The sequence below is a fragment of the Pseudomonas sp. 30_B genome (assembly GCF_017491605.1).
In the GTDB taxonomy this organism is placed as follows: Bacteria; Pseudomonadota; Gammaproteobacteria; order Pseudomonadales; family Pseudomonadaceae; genus Pseudomonas.
Window position 1 is genome coordinate 1 of the sequence record NZ_JAFGYY010000586.1, and the last position, 223, is coordinate 223.

The following is a 223-nucleotide window of genomic DNA, read 5'->3' on the forward strand; positions in this document are numbered from 1 at the left end:
GTGCTTCGGTTCGGAACCGGATTTCAGGGTGAAGGTGAGGCTGTCCTGGTCGACGTCGGTGCCCACGATCTGGCCGTTGACCGCGGTGTCCTCGGTGGTGGTCTTGGACTGGTCTTCAGTGACCGGCGCATCGTTCACTGGGGTGACGTTGATGCTGATCACCGACTCCACGGATCCGCCTTTGCCGTCGCTGACGACCACGGTGAAGGAATCCGCACCGTTG

The 223-nt window shown here is 61.9% G+C and carries 1 protein-coding gene; it reads right to left on the reverse strand.

All coding sequences use genetic code 11. From position 1 onward, the window contains the following. A partial coding sequence (locus J5M67_RS29490; protein WP_207888790.1) for an Ig-like domain-containing protein occupies positions 1-223 on the reverse strand: 223 nt, incomplete at both ends.